General features: G+C 67.2%; 14 protein-coding genes. 2 read left to right on the top strand and 12 right to left on the bottom strand.

The window, feature by feature from the left end; translation table 11 throughout:
* Nucleotide 1: 1 nt before the first annotated feature.
* Genes metH through JD971_RS08930 form a run of 4 tightly spaced genes read right to left on the bottom strand, consistent with a single transcriptional unit; the run spans nucleotide 2 to nucleotide 5,702 of the window.
* Nucleotides 2–2,629 carry a methionine synthase gene (gene metH / locus JD971_RS08915; protein ID WP_202082733.1) on the bottom strand — a complete coding sequence of 876 codons (2,628 nt, stop codon included), beginning with the start codon at nucleotides 2,627–2,629 and terminating at the stop codon, nucleotides 2–4.
* A gap of 18 nt (nucleotides 2,630–2,647) precedes the next feature.
* Nucleotides 2,648–3,709 carry a homocysteine S-methyltransferase family protein gene (locus JD971_RS08920; protein ID WP_202082736.1) on the bottom strand — a complete coding sequence of 354 codons (1,062 nt, stop codon included), beginning with the start codon at nucleotides 3,707–3,709 and terminating at the stop codon, nucleotides 2,648–2,650.
* On the bottom strand, nucleotides 3,706–4,653 hold the full coding sequence (gene metF / locus JD971_RS08925) for a methylenetetrahydrofolate reductase [NAD(P)H] (RefSeq protein ID WP_202082738.1): 948 nt from the start codon (nucleotides 4,651–4,653) through the stop codon (nucleotides 3,706–3,708). Before metF ends, JD971_RS08920 begins: the two co-directional genes overlap by 4 nt.
* Nucleotides 4,650–5,702, bottom strand: coding sequence for a metalloregulator ArsR/SmtB family transcription factor (locus tag JD971_RS08930; RefSeq protein ID WP_202082740.1), 1,053 nt, complete (start codon nucleotides 5,700–5,702; stop codon nucleotides 4,650–4,652). Before JD971_RS08930 ends, metF begins: the two co-directional genes overlap by 4 nt.
* Nucleotides 5,703–5,810: 108 nt before the next feature.
* On the opposite strand from JD971_RS08930, the gene JD971_RS08935 reads away from it, so the two are divergent.
* Nucleotides 5,811–6,122 carry a hypothetical protein gene (locus JD971_RS08935; protein ID WP_202082742.1) on the top strand — a complete coding sequence of 104 codons (312 nt, stop codon included), beginning with the start codon at nucleotides 5,811–5,813 and terminating at the stop codon, nucleotides 6,120–6,122.
* 10 nt (nucleotides 6,123–6,132) lie between these two features.
* Nucleotides 6,133–6,339, top strand: coding sequence for a hypothetical protein (locus JD971_RS08940; RefSeq protein ID WP_202082744.1), 207 nt, complete (start codon nucleotides 6,133–6,135; stop codon nucleotides 6,337–6,339).
* Here the strand turns inward: JD971_RS08940 and arfB are convergent.
* From arfB to JD971_RS08980, 8 genes are all read right to left on the bottom strand, one after another.
* Nucleotides 6,336–6,752, bottom strand: coding sequence for an alternative ribosome rescue aminoacyl-tRNA hydrolase ArfB (gene arfB, locus JD971_RS08945; protein WP_202082746.1), 417 nt, complete (start codon nucleotides 6,750–6,752; stop codon nucleotides 6,336–6,338). The genes JD971_RS08940 and arfB overlap by 4 nt on opposite strands.
* Nucleotides 6,749–7,447, bottom strand: a complete 699-nt coding sequence (locus JD971_RS08950) for an RluA family pseudouridine synthase (protein WP_202082748.1) — start codon at nucleotides 7,445–7,447, stop codon at nucleotides 6,749–6,751. Before JD971_RS08950 ends, arfB begins: the two co-directional genes overlap by 4 nt.
* Nucleotides 7,444–8,655, bottom strand: coding sequence for a pyridoxal phosphate-dependent aminotransferase (locus JD971_RS08955; RefSeq protein WP_236672013.1), 1,212 nt, complete (start codon nucleotides 8,653–8,655; stop codon nucleotides 7,444–7,446). Before JD971_RS08955 ends, JD971_RS08950 begins: the two co-directional genes overlap by 4 nt.
* A complete protein-coding gene (gene pabB / locus JD971_RS08960; RefSeq protein WP_202082750.1) occupies nucleotides 8,652–10,433 on the bottom strand; it encodes an aminodeoxychorismate synthase component I in 1,782 nt (593 codons plus the stop codon). The genes JD971_RS08955 and pabB overlap by 4 nt, the downstream gene beginning before the upstream one ends.
* A gap of 55 nt (nucleotides 10,434–10,488) precedes the next feature.
* Nucleotides 10,489–11,913, bottom strand: a complete 1,425-nt coding sequence (locus JD971_RS08965) for an ATP-binding protein (protein WP_236672014.1) — start codon at nucleotides 11,911–11,913, stop codon at nucleotides 10,489–10,491.
* A gap of 4 nt (nucleotides 11,914–11,917) precedes the next feature.
* Nucleotides 11,918–12,655: a response regulator gene (locus tag JD971_RS08970; RefSeq protein ID WP_202082752.1), complete on the bottom strand. Its 738-nt coding sequence runs from the start codon at nucleotides 12,653–12,655 to the stop codon at nucleotides 11,918–11,920.
* A gap of 39 nt (nucleotides 12,656–12,694) precedes the next feature.
* Nucleotides 12,695–13,228: an EF-hand domain-containing protein gene (locus JD971_RS08975; RefSeq protein WP_202082754.1), complete on the bottom strand. Its 534-nt coding sequence runs from the start codon at nucleotides 13,226–13,228 to the stop codon at nucleotides 12,695–12,697.
* Nucleotides 13,229–13,450: 222 nt separating this feature from the next.
* Nucleotides 13,451–15,265, bottom strand: coding sequence for an aminopeptidase P family protein (locus JD971_RS08980; protein WP_202082756.1), 1,815 nt, complete (start codon nucleotides 15,263–15,265; stop codon nucleotides 13,451–13,453).
* Nucleotides 15,266–15,367: the final 102 nt, after the last annotated feature.

A 15,367-nucleotide genomic window follows, 5' to 3' on the forward strand; every position in this document is an offset into this window, starting at 1 on the left:
TTCAGTCCAGATTGGGACGCAGCCAGCGTGTCGCGGTCTCCATATCGACGCCGCGCCGCCGCGCATAGTCTTCAAGCTGATCCGGGCCGACGCGGGCGACGCCGAAATACTGGCTCTCGGGATGGGCGAAGTAGAACCCCGACACGGCCGATGTCGGCAACATCGCCTGGCTCTCGGTCAGGGTGATACCGGCGTTTTCCTGCGCATTCAGAAGGTCGAACAGAATCGGCTTCAGGCTGTGATCCGGACAGGCGGGATAGCCGGGCGCGGGACGAATGCCGCGATATTGCTCCTTGATCAGCGCCTCGTTCGTGAGCTGCTCACCCGTCGCATAGCCCCAGAGCGTCGTGCGGACATGCTGATGCAGCCGTTCGGCAAACGCCTCGGCAAACCGGTCGGCCAGCGCTTTCAGAAGAATGTCCGAATAATCGTCATGCGCCGCCTTGAACCGGGCGGAATGTTCGTCGATCCCGTGGATGCCGACCGCGAAACCGCCGATGAAGTCGCCATCCTCGGCAATGAAATCGGCGAGGCAGAAATTCGCCCGGCCCTTGCCGTCGCGCCCTTGCGACTTCTTCACCTGTTGGCGCAGGAACGGGAGACGCGTGCCATCGTCGAGCAGCACGTCGTCGCCATCGCGGCGGCAGGGCCAGATGCTGCACACCCCCCGCGCGGTGAGCCAGCCTTCCTCGACAATGCGGCGCAGCATGGCCTGCGCATCGTCATACAGCGCGCTGGCGCTGTCGCCGACGATCTCGTCTTCCAGAATGGCGGGGAAATTGCCGGCCAGCTCCCATGCGCGGAAGAACGGGGTCCAGTCGAACGTCTCGATCAGGTCGGACAGGTCCCAATTGTCGAAGACGTGGAGGCCGGGCCTTGCCGGCGCGGGCGGCTTTTGCGCCATGTCGGCGGAAAATCCGTTGGCGCGCGCCTCGGCAATGGGGAGCAGCGCGCTCTGCCCCTTGTTGGCGCGGGTCACGCGCACCGCCTCGTAATCGTCCGCGGTCTTTTTGACGAAGGGATCGCGCTGCGTATCGGACAGAAGCTGCGATGCGACGCCGACCGCGCGGCTGGCGTCGAGCACGTGGATCACCGGCCCGTCATAGGCATTGTCGATGCGCAGGGCGGTATGCACCTTGCTCGTCGTCGCCCCGCCGATCAGCAGCGGCATGGTCATTTCGGCGCGCTGCATCTCCTCCGCCACGGTCACCATCTCGTCCAGCGAGGGGGTGATGAGGCCCGACAGCCCGATCATGTCCGCGCCCGTTTCCTGCGCCCTGGCGATGATGTCGGGCCAGGGCACCATGACGCCCATGTCGATCACTTCGTAGCCGTTGCATTGCAGGACCACGCCGACGATATTCTTGCCGATATCGTGCACGTCGCCCTTCACCGTCGCCATGATGATGCGGCCCTTCGCCTTGGCGCCTTCTTCCTTCTCCGCCTCGATGAAGGGGATGAGATGGGCGACCGCCTTCTTCATCACGCGGGCCGATTTGACCACCTGGGGCAAGAACATCTTGCCGCTGCCGAACAGATCGCCGACCACGTTCATGCCGTCCATCAACGGCCCCTCGATCACCTCGATCGGGCGGCCGCCTACCTCGGCGGTGGAGCTACGCATTTCCTCCGTATCGTCGACGATATGCGCGTCGATCCCCTTGACCAGCGCATGTTCGAGCCGCTTCGCCACCGGCCAGCCGCGCCATTCCGCCGCCTGTTTCTCCGCCTCGGGCGATTTGCCCTTGTAGCTTTCGGCCAGCGCGATGAGCCGTTCGGTCGGGGTTTCGTCGCCCCGGGCCGGGCGGTTCAGGATCACATCCTCGCACGCCTCGCGCAGGACGGGGTCGATCTGATCGTAGACGTCGAGCTGGCCCGCATTGACGATCGCCATGTCCATGCCGGCGGGGATCGCGTGATAGAGGAAGACCGAGTGCATCGCCCGGCGCACCGTCTCGTTCCCGCGAAAGCTGAAGGAGAGGTTCGACAATCCGCCGCTGATGTGCACATGCGGGCAGGCGGCGACGATTTCGCGCGTCGCCTCGATGAAATCGACGCCGTAATTGTCATGCTCCTCGATCCCTGTCGCCACGGCGAACACGTTGGGATCGAAAATGATGTCCTCCGCCGGGAAACCGATCCCGGTGAGCAGGGCATAGGCGCGCTTGCAGATCTCGACCTTGCGTGCCTTCGTATCGGCCTGGCCTTTCTCGTCGAACGCCATGACGACGACCGCCGCGCCATAATCCATGCAGATGCGCGCATGGGTGAGGAATGCCTCCTCGCCTTCCTTCATCGAGATCGAATTGACGATGGGCTTGCCGGAAACGCATTTCAGCCCGGCCTCGATCACCTCGAACTTGGAACTGTCCACCATGATCGGCACGCGGGCGATGTCGGGTTCCGCCGCGATCAGTTTGAGGAAGGTGGTCATCGCCTCCACCGCGTCGAGCAGGCCTTCGTCCATGTTGACGTCGATTACCTGCGCGCCGTTTTCGACCTGGCTGCGCGCGACCTCGACCGCGGCGGGGTAATCGCCCGCCATGACCAGCTTCTTGAACCGGGCCGAACCCGTGACATTTGTGCGCTCGCCAATGTTGACGAAACGCGCGCTATTGTTCTGAGACATGTGTTTTCCGCTCGTGGCTCAACCGGCCATCACAAAGGGTTCGAGGCCCGCAAGCCGCATTTTCGTTTCCGGCGTGGGGCGTGTGCGCGGCGTCAGGCCGGCAACCGCCTTCGCCATGGCGGCGATATGCTCCGGACTGGACCCGCAACACCCGCCCAGCACGTTGACCTGCCCGCCATCCGCCCATTCGCGGACGAGCGCGGCGGTGGTGTCGGGCATCTCGTCATATTCGCCAAGCTCGTTCGGCAGGCCCGCATTGGGGTACACCATGATGAGCGTGTCGGCGATTTGCGAGAGCGTTTTGACATGCGGGCGAAGCTGCGTCGCGCCAAAGCTGCAATTCAGCCCGACGGTCAGCGGCCGGGCATGGCGCACCGCGTACCAGAACGCCTCCACCGTATGGCCCGAAAGATTGCGCCCCGAAAGATCGGTCAGCGTCATCGACAGCATGATCGGGATTTCGCGGCTAAGTTTCCGCTCCACCTCGCGCACCGCCATGATCCCCGCCTTGGCGTTCAACGTGTCGAAGATCGTCTCGATCAGGATGAAATCCGCGCCCCCGTCGATCAATGCCTCGACCTGCTGCGCGTAGACAGCGGTGAGATAGTCGAAATCGATCTCCCGAAAACCGGGGTCGTTGACGTCGGGCGACAGGGACAATGTCTTGTTCGTCGGGCCGATCGCGCCGGCGACGAAACGGGGACGCCCGTCGGCGGCGGCGAATTCGTCCGCGACCCGGCGGGCCAGCATCGCGCTTTGCCGGTTGATGTCGTCGACGAGGTGTTCCGCCGCGTAATCGGCCTGGCTGATGGTGTTCGCGCTGAACGTATTGGTGCAGGCGATGTCGGCGCCCGCCTCGAAATAGGCGCGGTGGATGGATTCGGGCACGTCGGGACGGGTGAGGGCGAGGATGTCGTTATTGCCCTTCGCATCCTTCGCAAGGGCAAGATCGCCCATGTAATCCGTCTCGACCAGCTTGCGGTTCTGAATCTGCGTGCCGAAGGCGCCGTCGGTGATGAGAATGCGCTTTTTCGCCTCGGCTTCGAAGCTTTGGCGGGCGGCGGATGGGGTGATGCTCATGCGGCCTGCTCCGTCTGCTCGGCAGCGACCGGGCGGCGGCCCAGCAGGTGGCAGATGGCGTAGGACAGGTCCGCACGGTTCAAGGTGTAGAAATGGAAATCCCGCACGCCGCCTGCGTAAAGTCGGCGGCAGAATTCCGCCGCCAGCGTCGCGGCGACCAGCTTGCGCGCGCCGGGCCGTTCGTCCAGCCCTTCGAACAATCCATCCATCCATGCGGGGATCTGCGCCCCGCACTGCGCCGCGAACTTGCGCGTCTGCGCGACATTGGAGACGGGCAGGATGCCGGGGACCAGCGGCGCATCGACGCCGTCCGCCGCGAGCCTGTCCCGGAAATCGAGGAAGCATTCGGGCCGGAAGAAGAATTGCGTGATCGCCCGGTCGGCGCCCGCGTCGAGCTTTCGTTTGAGATTGTCGAGATCGCTTTGCGCGCTCTGCGCCTCGGGATGGGTTTCGGGATAGGCGGCGACCGAAATCTCGAACGGGGCGATGGCCTTCAATCCGGCGACAAGATCAGCCGCCCCGGCATAGCCGTCGGGATGCGGTTCGAACCGTCCGCCCGGCGTGGTCGGATCGCCGCGCAGCGCGACGATGTGGCGCACGCCCGCCTCCCAATATTGTTCGGCGACGCGGCGAATGTCGTCCTTGCTCGCCTCCACGCAGGTCAGATGCGCGGCGGCGGGGATGCGTGCCTCGCGGATGATGCGTTCGACCGTCGCATGGGTGCGTTCGCGCGTCGATCCGCCCGCGCCATAGGTGACCGACACGAATTCGGGCGCCAGCGGGGCCAGCTTTTCCACCGCGTCCCACAGCTGCGCCTCCATCTTCTCGCTCTTCGGGGGGAAGAATTCGAACGACACGCCAATATCGCCCGGCAGGCTGGCGAACAGGGGCACGCCATCGGCGGTGATGCAATCGGCAGGGGAGGCGGAAACGGGATCGGTCATCGGGACATGGCCTTCGCTGAAAAATCGGAGGTCGGGGTCATCAGGGGCATATCATCGCGAAGCCCCGTCCAGATGCGGACGGTGAGCTCCTTGCCCGGAAGGGTACTGTCGGCCGCAGGGGTATAGCCCGCATGCGTCAAGAGCTGGTGCATCTGCGTATCCGTAAAGCCGAGCCGGGCATGGGCATGGCTTTCGCGCAATTCCTCGTGCCGGTGGGCGGCGAAATCGACGATCGCGATGCGCCCGCCGGGCCGGGTGACGCGCGCCGCCTCGGTCAGGACATCCTCCGGCGCCTGCGCATAATGCAGGACGAGATGGAACAACACGGTGTCGAACCGGGCATCGGCGAAAGGCAGCGCGCGAAAATCCCCTTGCAGCAGGGTGAGCCGCGCCGGGGGAAGATTTTGCAGCCGCGTCCGGGCGAGGCGTAGCATCTCCGGGCTCTTGTCGATGCCAGCGACATGGGCGGCGGCGGGCGCGAACAATTCGGCCATGCGCCCGGTGCCCGTGCCGACGTCGAGCAATTCGCCCAGGCTCGCCCCGTCGCCGGATGCGGCATCGTCCCTCGCGCCGACGCGCAGCAGGCGGGCGAGCTCCGCCTCCACTTCCCGCTCCGCAATGTGCAGGCTGCGCAGCGAATCCCATTCCTCTGCATGACGCTCGAAATAGCGGGCGGCGCTGGCCTCGCGCGCAGTGCGGATCGTGTCGAGGCGTTGGCGGTCGGCCGCGCATTCGGCGGCGAACGCGCTATCCTCACGCTCCGCCGCGGCGAGCAGCCGGTCCGCCGCCGCGCGCATCGCCGCCGATTCGCCGCGCGCCGCATCGAGCGGATCGTGCAGGCGGCTGCGCAAGAAGACCCAGCTTCCCTCCTTGCGCTTTTCGGCAAGGCCGGCCTCGGTCAATATGCGGACATGGCGCGAAATGCGCGGCTGGCTCTGATCCAGCACCTCGGCCAGTTCGCCCACCGCAAGCTCCATGCGCGACAATAGCCGCAGCAGCCGCAGCCGCGTCGGATCGTCGAGTGCGCGAAGAAGATCGCCGATGGTCATGGCGGCATCATATAAAGGAAGCTTTATATGTTTGCAACGATTGCGGAGACACGGCGCGCGCATTAGGGGAATTGCGTCACAACCCCCTATCCGTGAAGGATCGAACCCATGAAGAAACTTGTTCTTTTCGCCGGCGTAGCAAGCCTCGCCCTGTCCGCCTGCGGATCGACCGACGATGCCGACGCACCGGCAGAGGCCGACAATGTCGAGATGCCCGCCGATGAGGTGATGATGCAGCCCGGCATGGACGCGGATCCCGCCGTCGATCCCGCAATGGCCGGCGACATGGCCGGCCCCGAACCGCGCGAAACGCCCGAAACGGTCGAAACCCCCGCCGCCGAAGCCGTCGCCGACGATGCCGCCATGGCCGCCGACGACCTGACCGCCGCGATGAACGAGGATGCGCAGGACGCACAGTAAGGTCCGCGCCATGCGACGCATCCTGCCCGCCGTGACGATCGCCGCGATGCTGGCATCGTGCGGCGGGCAGGACACCGCCCCCGATCCCGCCCCGCCGCAGGACGAGGCTGCGTTCCTCGCCGATGCGGCGGCGATGCTGCCCGCCGATGAAACGCAGGATGCCGCGCGCGCCGACCCCGCTCCGGCCGATGAAACCGGCTCCGACGCGCCGGACTAGTCCCAGCCGGTGACGCGCCCGCGTTTCTCCTTGACCGCGCCGCGTTCCTTCTTCTTCTTCAATCGCTGCACCTTGCCGATGCGGTTCACGCGGGTTTTGGCGCGGGTCTTGGGCTGCCGGCGCGCCTCTTCCAGCAAATCGGTCAGCCTCTGGCGCGCATCGCTGCGGTTGGCGTCCTGCGTGCGGTGACGGCGCGCATCGATGAGCAGGTCACCCGACTGCGTCAGACGGCTCCCCGCCAATTGCTTCAGCCGGTGAAAGATCGGCGGCGGCAGGCCGAGCGCATAGATGTTGACCCGCAACTGCACCGCGGTCGCGACCTTGTTCACGTTCTGCCCGCCCGGCCCCGACGCCGTGACGAAGCGTTCCTCGGCCAAAGCGTGGGCGCGGTCGATGATCGATCCGCCGGTCACTCGGCCTCTCGCCGCGCCTCGACACGGGGGGCCGGTCCCGGATCGTCGAAGCCAAGGTCCGCGAAGGCGCGCGGAAAAGGCGCGCGCGCGGCGAGGGCGGGCTTGTTATCGCGCGGCACGCACAGCGCGGCGGCATGCAGCATCGTGCGGCGCGCGCGGGCGTCCGGCCGTCCATAGACCGGATCGCCGAGCAATGCCGCGCCCAGGCCGTGTTGTGCATGGATGCGGATCTGATGGGTGCGGCCGGTCTCGGGCCGGAACTCGACCAGGCTCAGCCCGCCGCGCACCGCGATCCGGCGCCACCGGGTCAGCGCGGGCTTCCCCTTCTTCGCCGCGATCATTCGCCATCCGTCTTTCTCGCTGCTGACCTTGCTTAGCGAGAGCGCGATCTCGCCCTCCGCCTCGGCCAGTTCGGTGCTCACGATGCCGAGATAGGTCTTCTCCACGAGCCGTTCCTCAAACGCGCGGGACAGCCGTTTCAACGCCTTGGGATTGCGGGCGAGCAGCAGGCAGCCCGACGTATCGGTGTCGAGCCTGTGCACCGGCACCGGTTCCCGCGCGAAGCCCAGCGTCAGCGCGCCGAGCCGGTCCGCGAGCGAGGGCGCGCCATTGCGCGGCCGGTCCACCGGCAGCCCCGCCGGCTTGTCGATGATCAGCGCCTCGGCATCCTCGAACAGGATGGGAATGTCGGTCATAATGCGGCCACGGCCCTTTCCATGCGGGTGAGCGCCTCTGTCAGGCTGTCATCGTCGGCGGCGAAGCTGACCCGGAATCCCTGTATCCCGCAATGCGCCCCGCCAAATGCCGAGGCCGCGACCACCGCAACCCCGTGTTCGAGCAGGTGCAGCGCGAGCGCATTGTCATCGGCGCAACCCTCGCCGATGAGCGGCGCGGCATCGACGAAGCAGTAAAACGCCCCATCCGGCACCGGGGTCGACAGGCCGGGGATCGCATGGATCGCCTCCACCACCCGGTCGCGCCGCGCCCGGAAAATCGCGCGCCAGTCGGACAGGAAATCCTGCGGCCCTTCGAATGCGGCGACCGCACCGGCCTGGCTGATCGAGCAGGGATTGCCGCTGCTGTGCGACTGGAGCCGTTCCATCGCCCGGATCAGCCATCCCGGCCCGGTCGCGACGCCGATGCGAAAGCCGGTCATCGCATGGCTTTTCGACACGCCCGACACGGTGAGGATGCGGTCCGCCAGATCGGGACGCAGCGCCGCGAGCGTCGCATGCGGCGTATCGCCATAGCGCAGCGGCGCGTAAATATCGTCGCTCATCACCATGATACGCGCGTGCCGGTCCAGCACGTCGGCCAGCGCGCGAAGATCGTCCGCCGTGTACACCGCACCCGTCGGATTGCCGGGGCTGTTGAGCAGGAGCCAGCGTGTCGCCGGCGTGATCGCCTTGGCAAGCTGCTCTGCCGAAATGCGAAAACCGTCCGCGGCCGTGGTCGGCAATGGCACCACCTGCGCGCCCGCGAACCGCGCGATTTCGGGATAGCTCACCCACCATGGCGCGGGAATGAGCACCTCGTCACCCGGATCGATCGTGGCGAGCAGCGCGTGGAAGATCGCCTGTTTTCCGCCCGCGCTGACCGTGACGTCGGCGGGTGTGGCGGCAATGCCGAGATCGCGCGTGAAATGCAGCGCGGCGGCCCGTTTCATCGCCGCGGTGCCGCCGACCGGCGTATATTTCGTGGCGCCTTGGTCGAGCGCATCCTTCACCGCCTCCACCACATGGGCCGGGGTGGCGAAATCGGGCTCCCCGACAGAGAGCGACACGATGTCGCGCCCCTCGGCCCGCAATGCGGTCGCGCGGTCGGTCATCGCGGTGGTCTGCGACGGGGCGATACGCGCCAGTGCGGCGGAGATCCGGTCCGCCGAACCCTGCTCCTGCGTCATATCAACCGTGCCCGCATCATGCCGCGAAGAGCGTTGCCAATGTGAAAACCGTCCTTCAGATCGTCGAGCGTCAATTCCGCCTCCCGTGCCACCCCTTCGTCGAGCAATTTCTGCCGCATGACGCCGGGCAACAGCCCGAGCGATGCAGGCGGGGTCAGCCATGCACCATCGCGTTCGACAAAGATATTGGTGAAGCTGCCCTCGGTCACGCGGCCGTCCTGCCGGACCAGAACCGCCTCCTCCGCGCCGAGACCCGCCGCCGCGAACCGCGCCGCATCGTAGAAATCGCGCAGGCTGGTCTTGTGCGACAGGCGCCAGTCATCTGCCTCCACCGGCAAGTCGTGGGGCATGCAGGGCACCGGCTGCGTCAGCGGGTCGGGCATGGCACCCCCCTCCAGTGTCCAGGATCCGTCCTGCGCCAGCATCACGCGCAAACGCGCCGGTTCGCGGTGGGTAAAGCAGAACGCCTGAATATCGTTGCGAATGGCATGGCGGTCGCAGGCAAAGCCGAGCGCATGCGCGCTCTGCTTCAACCGTTCGAGGTGGCGTTCGACCATCGGCACACCGATCAGCGGATCGAAATGCATCGTCTCGATGAGGTGGAAGGGCGCGAGATCCGGCGACGCGAACCGTCCCTTCACCAGGCATTCGTCCCATTCGGCCCGCGCGTCGGACCCCGCGGTAATCGCCGAGCCCACGCCCAATATCGCATCGCCCCCCGCATCGAGGCGCAAGGTGCGGATCGCCACGTTGAACGCCGCATCGCCATCCGGGTCGAACCGCCCGACGGCCCCGCAATACACGCCCCGCGCCGCGTCCTCCTCCCGGTGGATCAGCTCCATCGCCCGGATCTTCGGCGCGCCGGTGATCGAGCCGCAGGGCATGAGTGCGCGCAGCACGGCGCCGGCATCGCGTCCCGGCGCCAGATCCGCGGTGATCGTCGTCACCATCTGATGCACGGTCGGGTATGTTTCGATGGCGAAGGGCGCCGCGACCCGCACGCTGCCCGGCACGGCGACGCGGCTGATGTCGTTGCGCATCAGGTCGGTGATCATCAGGTTTTCGGCCCGGTCCTTCGCGCTGTGAAAAAGCGCATCGGCGAGCGCGCTGTCCTCCTCCGGCGTGGCCCCGCGCGGGCGGGTGCCCTTCATCGGTTTCATCGTGACGGTGCCGTCCATGACCGCAAAGAACAGCTCGGGCGAGAAGGACAGCGTCCAGTCGGTGCCATCGAACACGATGCCGCCGTGGCCCGCCGCCGCGCGCCCCCGGATCGCGGCATAGATGGCGAGCGGATCGCCGCGCCAGCGCCCCGCCAGCGCAAAGGTCAGATTCGCCTGATAGATATCGCCGGCCTCGATCGCGTCGCGCAGCGCGGCGAAACGGCGGGCGTATTCGTCGAATTTGCACGTAGGGCGAAGCGGCGAGAGATGCGTCGGCGGCAATCCGTTTTCCGCAATCCGCGCCGCCAGCCATTGCGGCACGTCGCCCGCCGAAATCGTTTCGCAGCCATCGAACGCGGCGAGCCAAACGAGCGGTGCATCACCTGCGCGGGCAAGTGGCGCCAGCCGCGGTTCGAGCGCGAGCCCGGCATCGTAGGCGATCTGGCCTGCGACATGGTGCCCGGCGGCAAGCGCCTCGCGCGCGGCGGCAAGCGCCGGTGCGACCTCGTCCCCGCGCCGCGCGACGAACGTCGCCCGCGGCTCGCGATAGAGCCGCGCCGGAGCGGGATTTTCCGCCAGCGGACGCGCATCGTCGAGAAGGATGAAAGCTTCGCTCATGCCGCCCCTGCATGGCGGCTGTCGCTGCGGGCGGCAAGGGCGAAGCGCTCGCGGCCTACACCGGCAGCGACAATTCCGCGCACAAACCCGTCGCCCCGCCATCATCCGCATCGCGATTGGCGAGGATGAGCGTGCCCCCGTGCTGCTCCGCGATCGCGCGAGCCAGCGTCAGGCCGAGGCCCGCGCCGCCGGTGCCGCGATTGCGCGACGGATCGCCCCGCGCGAACGGCTCCATCATCGCGGAAATCTGGCCGTCGGGAATGCCCGGTCCCCGGTCCATGACGCGCACGATGGCGCGATTGCCGCGCCGTTCCACCGACACGTCGGCGCCGCCGGCATAGCGCACCGCATTCCCGATCAGATTGCGCAGCGCCCGGCGCAGCCATGTCGCGCGTAGCGGGAGCACGATCCGCTGCGTCTCGCCCAGCTCGACCGGGTCGCCCATGTCCTCGAACTCTTCGACGACCGATACGACGAGGGCGGACAGTTCCGTCGTTTCGAGCGGGTCGGACGGCCGCCCCACCCGCGCGAGCGACAGGATGTCGTCGAGCGTGCGGACGATATCCTCGATCGTGGCGGCCATGCGGGCGCGCTCGTCCTCGTCCTCCACCGATTCGATGCGGACGCGCAGCGCGGCGAGCGGCGTCTTCAGATCATGGCCGATCGCGCCCAGCATCACGTTCTTTTCATCGAGAAGCGCGCCGATCCGCTGCTCCATCCGGTTATGCGCGATGATCAGCCGGCGCGTGTCGGTCGGGCCGGCGGGCTGCACCCGCGCGTCGGCCGACATGGCGGGGTCGCGCGAAAAATCCTCGACCCTGCCGGTCAACGCTTTCAACGGTCCGGTAATCCGGCGCAGCAGCAACGCGATCGCGCCGACGAGCACGATATAGGTCAACACCGTCTGTAGCAGCAGCAGGCGCACGAAACGCCCGGTGCGCGCAGGCGGAAGATCGCGCGCCACGATCCAGTGGCTGGCACCTGCGGGGCGCATCGCGGCGACGACCACCTGCGACCGGTCGGGCGGGGGGGAGGCGCCGAACCGGCGGCGAAGGAAATTCTGCGCCGGGGGGTCGTCGGCGAGCGGACGTTCGAAGACATCGAGCGCGGTAAAGGCAATGCCCTGCTCGCTCAGCACCTGCGCGAGGCGCTCCTGCAGATTGCCGCGCATGCGGTCCTGCGACGTGCGCGGCGAAACATTGGCCGAAACGAGCCCCATGGAGCGGCGCGCGCCTCTGCCCCGCATGCCGTGCATCGCATCCCGGCGCCCGACGCGCGCGTCGAACGCCTGCGCCCCGATCAGGCGGAAGGCCAGCGTGTGGGCGATCGAATTGTCGGCCCGCGCAACCTCCGCGCGGTAGATGATGACCGCACTGATCGCCTGACCCAAAAGCAGCGCGAGCGCGACCGCGAGCAGCATCTGCCCCTGCAGGCTGCGCGGCAATATCCGGCGCGACAGGATGGACAGCCGGCGGCGCAAGCGTTCAGCCAGACGCCGCGCGCGTCACGTCGGCGGCCAGCATGTAGCCGCCGCCCCGCACGGTCAGGATGAGCTGCGGATCGGAGCGGTCGATTTCGATCTTGCGGCGCAGGCGGCTGATCGCATTGTCGACGGCGCGGTCGAACAGATGCGCCTCGCGCCCCTGCACCATGTCGAGCAGGCGATCGCGGTCGATCACCTGTCGCGGGCGGTCGCAAAACGCCTTGAGCAGGCGGAATTCGGCCGAGGATATGGCCACCACCGCCCCTTCGGGATCGAGCAGCCGCCGCTTCAGCGGATCGAGCCGCCACCCCTCGAAACAGTAATCCGCCTCGGTCCCGGTCGGTGTCTCCGCCCGGCTCGCCCGGCGCAGAACCGACCGGATGCGCGCGACGAGCTCGCGCGGCTCGAACGGTTTCACCACGTAATCGTCGGCCCCGATTTCGAGGCCCACGATACGATCGGTCGCCTCCCCCCGCGCGGTGAGGAGGATGACCGGCACGCGCTGCGTCTCGACGAGATGGCGGGTGAGCGACAGCCCGTCCTCCCCCGGCATCATGATGTCGAGCAGGACGAGATCGGCCGCCTCGGATTTCAGCATGGTGCGCGCGGCGGCGGCGCTTTCGGCCTGCCGCACGGCGAAACCCTGCTTGGTCAGATATTGGCAAAGCGGCGTGCGCAACGCCTCCTCGTCATCGACGACGAGGATCCGGTCGGGCACGGTTTCGGGCGCGTCGGCCATCAGCCGCCGCGCCCTGATCGGTATGCGGGATGATGGGCGTCAGCCTGCATCGCCGCTCCGCTGCCGGTGCATGGCGCGCATCGCGTCGCGGGCGGCCTTTCGCTCCGCTGCGGTGACGGTGCCGTCGCCATTCGTGTCCATGCGGGTGAAATGGCTTTTCGCTGCGGCGCGCATTTCGGCGCGGGTGATGGCGTCGTCGCCATTGGCATCGGCCATTTTCACCATGCCCATACCCCTGCCGGCGCCGCGATGCGCCATCGGTCCGCGCTCTTCGCGCTGGCCGCGTGCGGCGAATTCGGTGCGGCTGATCTGCCCGTCCTTGTCGGCGTCGAGCCGGTCGAACATGGCGTCCTGGCGGGCCTGCCGGTCGGCGGCGTCAATCGTGCCATCGCCATTGCGGTCCATCCGGTCGAACAGGGCGAGAGCGCGGGCCTCCGCCGTGGCGAGCGTCATGGGTTCCATCGCGGGACGGTCGCGGTCCTGCGGCGCGGCGCGGGCGATATCGGGGGCGGCGACGGCCACGGTGCCAAGGCCGATGACGGCGATTCCCGCGGCAAGAACGGTCTTTTTCATGGTCGATCCATCCACTTGCAAAAAGGGTGAAGCCGCGGCCAGCGCATCGGGCCTTGGGGGAGGGGACATCAGGGGAAAACCCGAATGATGCGCCGTCCGCGACTTCGTGAAACCCTTATAGCGGCCCGCCTGTCGCAGGATTATGCCACAATCGGGAATAATTGTCGCAACGGGTATCAGGGACCGGCCCGTGTTCATCGGCGCGCAAGGGCTGGCGTCCCGTCACCCCTCCAGAGGCGCGCATTGCGCCGCGACCCAGGCCAGATCGCCCTCGTCGTCCATCACCGATTTCGCGATCTCCAGCGTGCGGGCATGGTAATCGTCCACCCATTGCCGTTCCGCCTCGGTCAGCATGGCGACATCGATGAGTCGCCGGTCGATCGGCACGAAGGTCAGCGTCTCGAACCCCAGCACATCGAGTTCGGCGCCGGGCACATCCTTTTTCACGGTCAGGATCAGGTTCTCGATCCGGATGCCGTATTCGCCGGCCTTGTAATAGCCCGGCTCGTTCGAGAGAATCATGCCCGCGTGGATCTCCTGCGCCGTGCCGGCCTGCCCGCCGCCGGGCTTTGCGATGCGCTGCGGCCCTTCGTGCACGCCGAGATAGCTGCCGACGCCGTGGCCCGTGCCATGCGCGTAATCGACGCCCGCCTGCCACAGATATTGCCGCGCGAACCCGTCGAGCTGGCCTCCGGTGGTGCCTTGCGGAAAGAGCGCGGTGTCGATGGCGATATGCCCCTTCAGCACGCGGGTGAAACGGTCGCGTACCTCGTCATGCGGGGCGTCCGGCCCGACCCATATCGTGCGGGTGATGTCGGTGGTGCCGCCCGGATATTGCCCGCCGCTGTCGACGAGATAGACGCTGTTGGGCTCCAGCTTGCGGTTGCTCTCCGCATTCACGCGGTAATGCGGGCTGGCGCCGTTCGGCCCGGCGCCCGATATGGTGTCGAAGCTTGTATCGCGCAGGTCGCCGCTCTGCGCGCGTTCGTTATAGAGCCTTTCCACCGCGGCAAGCTCGTCGATGTCGCCCTTGGGCGCTTCTTCGTCGAGCCATTTGAGGAAGCGGGACACCGCCCGCGTATCGCGGGCCTGCGCCTCGCGGTGGCCCTTGACCTCGGCGGCGTTCTTGATCGCCTTGGGAAGCATGATCGGATCGGTGAGCGTGACGGGCGTGGCGCCGGCAATCTCCAGCACGTCGTAGATGGCCGCCACGCCGCTGTCGGGATCGACCGCGACACGCTTGCCGCCAAGCTCGTTGAGCCCGGCCTCGATCTCGTCCCGGCCGCGCAGCGTGACCTGATTGCCGAGATGTTCGCGCAGGTCGCCATCGACCTTTTCGGGCGCGACGAACCATTGCGCGGTCCCGTCGGCGGCGACGATGACATAGGACAGCGCGACCGGCGTGTGGCTGACGTCCGCGCCGCGAATGTTGAGCAGCCATGCAATGGAATCGAGCGCGCCGATCACCGCGGCATCGCAGCGATTCTCCTTGAGCCAGCGGGCAACCGCCTCGCGCTTGTTCGCGCTGGTCTCGCCGGCGAGGTCGTTGGCGTAGGGCTGTGCCTTGGCCGGGGACGGTTCGGGCCGGTCCTGCCACACCGCGTCGATCGGATTGCTGTCGAGCGGGACGAGCTCGGCGCCGACCGCCTCGAGCGCCTTTTGCGTGTCGGCAACCCAGCCGCGCGCATGCAGCCACGGATCGAACCCGATGCGCGCACCCTTCGCGACATTCTTCGCCAGCCATTGCCCGTGGCTGGTCGCCGGCACGTTTTCATAGTCCCAGAACTTGCCATCGACCTGTTCGCGCACCTGGAGCGTATAGCGCCCGTCGACGAACATCGCGGCCTTGTCGCGCAGCACGATGGCGCTGCCCGCGCTTCCGCCGAACCCGGTGAGCCAGGCGAGCCGCTGGGCATAATCGCCGACATATTCGCTCATGTGCTCATCGCTGATCGGCACGACGAAGCCGTCGAGATCGCGGCGTTTCAATTCCTCGCGCAGGGCGGAGAGGCGGGCTTCGTGGGTGTGCATCAACATGGGCGTTACCTTGCAATCGGATCATCGGGCCAAAGTTCAATCGGCGGTTTAATCGGCGGGCGCGCTTGCAGGGGCAGGGGCGCGACCATAGATGCCCAACAT

The sequence above is a fragment of the Croceicoccus sp. YJ47 genome (assembly GCF_016745095.1).
Lineage (GTDB): Bacteria > Pseudomonadota > Alphaproteobacteria > Sphingomonadales > Sphingomonadaceae > Croceicoccus.